The following is a 5,573-nucleotide window of genomic DNA, read 5'->3' as shown; positions in this document are numbered from 1 at the left end:
CCGAGATCGTCGGCGGCCCGGTCGACCTGGTGGTCGCAGACCTTTCCTTCATCTCCCTCGAGCTGGTGCTCGACGCCCTGCTGTCGGTGCTGGCGCCCGACGGGGAGCTGGCGCTCATGGTCAAGCCCCAGTTCGAGGTGGGCAAGGACCGGGTGGGCAAGGGCGGCGTCGTGCGCAGCCTCGAACTGCGTGCCGAAGCCGTCACCCACATCGCCGACGCCGCCGCCCGGCGGGGGTGGGGTGCGGTGGCGGTCACCGCCAGTCCGCTCCCGGGGCCCTCGGGCAATGTCGAGTTCTTCTTGCTGTTGCGTCGGGGCGCGGCGCACATCGGCGCCGATGACGTGCGCGCCGAGGTCGAGCGCAGCGGCTCCTGGGGTGCGACGGGTGAGAGGGTGGACCCGTGACCGAGACCCCGACCGATGCCCACCGGCGGGTGCTGCTGTTGGCTCACACCGGGCGAGCGGAGGCCCGCGAGGTCGCCCGTGAGTGCGCTCGGGCGCTGGTCGGGCACGGCATCGTCGTACGCCTGCTGGCTGCTGAGGCGAAGGACCTGGGGCTCGATGCGACCCGGGATCCGGCCCAGCCCGGATGGATCGAGATCGTCTCGGCCGAGGATCGCCCGAGCGAGGGGTGTGAGCTCGCCCTGGTCATCGGGGGCGACGGGTCGATCCTGCGCGCGGCCGAGCTCACGCATGCGACCTGCACGCCTCTGCTCGGCGTCAACCTCGGGCACGTGGGCTTCCTGGCGGAGGCTGAGCAGGACGACGTGGCCATCACCATCGAGGCGATCGTGCGGCGTCGCTACGTCACCGAGGATCGGCTGACGGTGGACGTCACGGTCTACCGGGACAAGGAGCTCGTGTACTCGACGTTCGCGCTCAACGAGGCGAGTGTCGAGAAGGCGGCCCGGGAGCGGATGCTCGAGGTCGTCGTCGAGATCGACGGCCGGCCGCTGTCTCGCTGGGGCTGCGACGGCGTGGTGTGCGCGACCCCGACCGGCTCGACGGCCTACAACTTCAGTGCCGGCGGCCCGGTGGTGTGGCCCGAGGTCGAGGCCCTGCTCATGGTGCCGCTGAGCGCGCACGCGCTGTTCGCGCGCCCGATGGTGGTGGCGCCGACCTCGGTGCTCGCCGTCGAGGTGCTGGCCAACACCGCAGGCTCGGCGGTGCTGTGGTGCGACGGTCGACGGACCGTCGACCTGCCCCCGGGGGCGCGGATCGAGGTACGCCGCGGTGCCCGTCCGGTGCGGCTGGTGCGCCTGCACCAGGCACCCTTCACGGACCGCCTGGTCGCGAAGTTCGACCTGCCCGTGGAGGGGTGGCGCGGTGGGTCCGAGCGTCGGCGCCGCGACGAGGGTCTCCCCGATGCTTGAGGAGATCCGCATCCGGTCGCTGGGCGTCATCGAGTCGTCCACGCTCGACCTCGGACCCGGCCTGACGGTGATCACCGGTGAGACGGGCGCCGGCAAGACGATGGTGGTGACCGCTCTCGGGCTGTTGCTCGGCAACCGAGCCGACCCCGGCGCGGTGCGCACCGGCGCCAAGTTCGCCCGCGTCGAGGGAGTGATGGCGGTCGCCGACCTGCCCGCGGTGATCACCGCGGTCGAGGAGGCCGGGGGAGAGGTCGAGGACGGGCGGGTCGTTCTTGCCCGCAACATCGCGGCCGAGGGTCGCTCGCGTGCCTGGGTCGGCGGCGCGGCGGTGCCGGTCTCCGCGCTGGCGGGGGTGGCGGAGCCGCTGGTGGCCGTCCACGGACAGTCCGACCAGCACCGACTGCTCAAGCAGAGTGCCCAGCGGGTCGCGCTGGACAGCTTCGGTGGACCGAGCGTGGCCAAGAGCGCCACGGCCTACGCAGACCTCTACTCCCGACTCGTCGAGGTGGAGCGCGACCTCCGCGCCGTCGTCCTCAGCGCGCTCGAGCGCGCCCGGGAGGCGGATCAGCTGAGGTTCGGCCTCACCGAGATCGAGTCCGTCTCACCCGAGCCGGGCGAGGACTCCGCCCTTGCCGCCGAGGAGGGCCGGCTGGGCTTCGCCGACACGTTACGCACCGCGGCCGAGCAGGCTCGTGAGGCGTTGAGCAGCGAGCAGGGCGGCCCGGACGCCCTGGCCACGACCTCCACCGCCCGCACCCTCCTCGATGGGGTCCGCGAGCACGACCCTCAGGCCGGCGAGCTCGCAGACCGGCTGGCCGAGGTGACCTACCTGCTCTCCGACGTCGCAGCCGACGTCGCGTCCTACGCCGCCCGGCTCGACACCGACCCGGCCCGGCTCGCCGCGGTGAGTGAGCGACGGGCGGCGCTGACGTCGCTGACGAGGAAGTACGGCGAGACGATCGACGAGGTCCTCGCCTGGGCCGAGGCGGCATCGCGCCGGCTGCTCGACCTCGACTCCACCGACGAGCAGATCGACCGGCTGCGCGCCGAGCAGACGGAGCTGCGCCAGCAGCTCGACGTCGCGGCAGGCAGGCTCACAGCGGCTCGGCAGGAGGCGGCGACGCGACTGGGCTCCGTCGTCACCGACGAGCTCGCGCTGCTCGCGATGCCGCACGCCAAGGTCACCGTGGACGTGCGAGCCCAGGTGGTCGAGGGCAACGACGAGCTCACCGCCGACGTGCTCCGGGTCGGCGGTCGCTGGCTGCGGGCGACCACCAGCGGCGTGGACGAGGTGGAGCTGCTGCTCGCCGCCAACACCGGAGCCGACGCCCGACCGCTGCACAAGGGCGCATCGGGCGGCGAGCTCTCGCGGGTCATGCTGGCCGTCGAGGTCGCGCTGGCCGAGACCAGCCCCGTGCCGATCTTCGTGTTCGACGAGGTCGACGCGGGAGTGGGCGGCAAGGCCGCCATCGAGGTGGGTCGCCGGTTGGCGCAGCTCGCGCGCGACGCGCAGGTGCTGGTCGTGACCCACCTGCCCCAGGTTGCTGCCTTCGCGGATCGGCACGTCGTGGTGCACAAGTCCAGCGACGGCACGGTCACGACGTCGGGACTGACCGTCCTCGACGACGGCGAACGCGAGCGTGAGCTCTCGCGGATGCTCGCCGGGCTGGAGGAGTCCGACACCGCCCTGGCGCACGCCCGGGAGCTGATGGAGACGGCCGCCCCGGCGCGCTCGCGCGCCTGAGACTCGGTCGGGGCCGGCCCCACATCGGGTGTCCCTGGTCACGACTCGCCCACCGGCGCGGGTGCCGAGTTCGGCGTTCCCCGGCTGACACCATGGCCCGGTCATGAAGATCCCCGGTCACCAGCTCACCCGCCAACGCATCCCCGCGACGCCCGGCGTCACCGGCCCGGCCCGCGTCGATCGCCGCACCTCGCACCTGCTCGCCAGGCTCCGGCCGGGCGACATCGCGATCATCGACCACCAGGACATGGACCGGGCCACCGCCCAGACCCTGGTGGATGCCGGCGTCGCCGCCGTGCTCAACGCCGCCCCGATGATCTCGGGCCGCTATCCCAACCTCGGACCGGACGTGCTCATCCAGGCCGGCGTGCCCGTCTTCGACACGTTCGGCGGAGATGTCATCAGCCGGATCAAGGACGGCACCCGGCTGCGGGTCCTCGACGGCGAGGTCTTCGACGGCGCCGACAGCATCGCCGTGGGCAGGGTCGTCGACGGCGAGGTCGTCCGAGGCGAGCTGGAGTCGGCCCGCACCGGACTGCACTCGCAGCTCGAGAGCTTCACCCACAACAGCACCGAGTTCCTCCGCCGCGAGCAGGACCTGCTCCTGCACGGCAGGGGCGTGCCGCGCACCGCCACGGAGCTCGCCGGCCGGCCCGTCGTGGTCGTGGTGTGCGGGCACGACTGGGAGGCCGAGCTCGCCGGGATCAAGCCCTTCATCCGCGAGCAGCACCCGGTCCTGATCGGCGTCGACGACGCCGCCGACGCCCTGCTCGCCGCGGGCTACACGCCGCACATCGTGGTGGCCAACGTCGCCGACGACGAGCCTCCCTCGGTCGAGGTGCTCACGAGGGCCAAGGACGTCATCGTGCTCGTCGAGCGTGGTGCGCCGTCCGCGGTGACCGAGCGGTTCGAGCGGATCGGCGTACGCCCGCTGCGGTTCGAGACGGGCGCCACCACCGAGGACGCCGCGCTGATCCTTGCCGACGCGGGTCCGGCCAGCCTGATCATCGGTGTCGGCATGCACGCGACGCTCGACGAGTTCCTCGACCGACGTCGGACCGGACTCGCCAGCACCTACCTCACCCGGCTCAAGGTCGGCCCCCGGCTCGTCGACGCGGCCGCGGTGCCACGGCTCTACGACGGACAGGTGCGACCCCGGCACCTGCTGGCCGTCACCGTCGCCGGCCTGCTCGCCCTCGCGGCCGCCATCGGCGTCACCCCCGTCGGCCAGGAGTGGGCGGAGGCCGCCACCCCGGTCGTCGTCGACGCCCTGGCCACCCTCCTCGATCGCGCACAAGGACTGTTCTGATGATCACCTTCCGGCATTTCCTGACCAGCCTCGTGGCGGTCTTCCTCGCGCTGGCCGTGGGCATCGTGCTCGGTGGCGGACCGCTCTCCGACGTCACCGATCCCGACCCGTCACCGGCCGCGGTCACGGACGCAGCGGCAGCTGATCCGGCGGGCGTGTACGCCGACGGCTTCGCCGGCGCCGTGGGCCCGCTGCTCACGAGCGCCAAGCTCGCGGAGCGAGGCGTCGCCGTGGTGAGCGCACCGGGGGTCAACGAGGAGACGTTGACCGCCCTGGCCGAGCAGGTCGCGGCCGCGGGCGGAGCGATCACGGGCCGCTTCTCGTTGACCGAGTCGATGGTCTCGCCCGAGCAGAAGTCCCTCGTCGACACCCTGGGCAGCCAGCTGATGACGCAGCAGGGCAAGACGATCGCGGCCGACGCGACGACGTACGACCGGATCGGACAGCTCCTCGGCGTCGCGATCGCCACCACCACGCCCGAGGGCGACGCGCCGAGCGGCAAGCAGACCGCGATCGTCGACAGCCTGCTGGGGGCAGACCTGCTGACCTTCGAGGGCACGGTGACCCGCCGCGCGCCGTTGGTCCTGCTGGTGCTGGGTGGAGAGCCCGCCGCCGAAGGTGGCGACTCCATCACCGCCGGCATCGTCGCGGGCCTGTCCCGGGCCGCGACCGGCGTCGTCGTGGCGGGCACCCTCGCCGACGGCGGCGAGGGCCAGATCGGCCGGCTGCGCGCCGAGCCCGTCTCGGCCGAGGTGGCCACCGTCGACGGCATCGACACCGCGGCCGGTCGGGTGAGCGCCGTGCTGGCCCTGGCCCGCGCTCTGAGCACCAAGGGCGGGGCGTTCGGTGCGTCGGGTGCCGACGGACCCGCTCCGCTGGGGTAGGCTCGAACCCCGTGAAGAACCCGACGCCGACCAAGCACGTATTCGTGACCGGAGGCGTCGCCTCCTCCCTCGGCAAGGGCCTCACGGCCTCAAGTCTTGGCAGCCTGCTGAAGGCCCGCGGCCTCCGGGTCACCATTCAAAAACTCGACCCTTATCTCAATGTCGACCCCGGCACGATGAACCCCTTCCAGCACGGCGAGGTGTTCGTCACTGACGACGGGGCCGAGACCGACCTCGACATCGGGCACTACGAACGCTTCCTGG

At 72.6% G+C, this 5,573-nt stretch carries 5 protein-coding genes and 1 pseudogene; all 6 read left to right on the top strand.

Annotation, left to right across the window (positions count from 1 at the left end; translation table 11 throughout):
* The coding region (locus RMO85_RS06500) for an SAM-dependent methyltransferase (RefSeq protein ID WP_310527718.1) at positions 1-404 on the top strand (404 nt) is incomplete at its 5' end.
* On the top strand, positions 401-1,372 hold the full coding sequence (locus RMO85_RS06495) for an NAD kinase (protein ID WP_310527716.1): 972 nt from the start codon (positions 401-403) through the stop codon (positions 1,370-1,372). The genes RMO85_RS06500 and RMO85_RS06495, both read left to right, overlap by 4 nt.
* Positions 1,365-3,116 (top strand): DNA repair protein RecN, encoded by a 1,752-nt coding sequence (gene recN / locus RMO85_RS06490; protein ID WP_310527708.1) that lies wholly within the window; start codon positions 1,365-1,367, stop codon positions 3,114-3,116. The genes RMO85_RS06495 and recN overlap by 8 nt, the downstream gene beginning before the upstream one ends.
* 103 nt (positions 3,117-3,219) lie before the next feature.
* Entirely contained in the window at positions 3,220-4,425 is a 1,206-nt protein-coding gene (gene steA / locus RMO85_RS06485; RefSeq protein WP_310527703.1) for a putative cytokinetic ring protein SteA, read from the top strand.
* Positions 4,425-5,309, top strand: coding sequence for a copper transporter (locus RMO85_RS06480; RefSeq protein WP_310527701.1), 885 nt, complete (start codon positions 4,425-4,427; stop codon positions 5,307-5,309). Before steA ends, RMO85_RS06480 begins: the two co-directional genes overlap by 1 nt.
* Positions 5,310-5,320: 11 nt before the next feature.
* A pseudogene (locus RMO85_RS06475) lies at positions 5,321-5,573 on the top strand (CTP synthase); the annotation flags it as partial.

This window comes from Nocardioides sp., from assembly GCF_031422975.1.
Classification (GTDB): Bacteria; Actinomycetota; Actinomycetes; order Propionibacteriales; family Nocardioidaceae; genus Nocardioides.
Note: the sequence above shows the minus strand (reverse complement) of the source record. Positions and strands in the feature narration are given on the sequence as shown.

Excerpts from the sequence above, each read along its gene's own strand:
- recN (WP_310527708.1), top strand. The coding sequence starts at position 1,365 with ATGCTTGAGGAGATCCGCATCCGGTCGCTGGGCGTCATCGAGTCGTCC.
- steA (WP_310527703.1), top strand. The coding sequence starts at position 3,220 with ATGAAGATCCCCGGTCACCAGCTCACCCGCCAACGCATCCCCGCGACG.
- RMO85_RS06480 (WP_310527701.1), top strand. The coding sequence starts at position 4,425 with ATGATCACCTTCCGGCATTTCCTGACCAGCCTCGTGGCGGTCTTCCTC.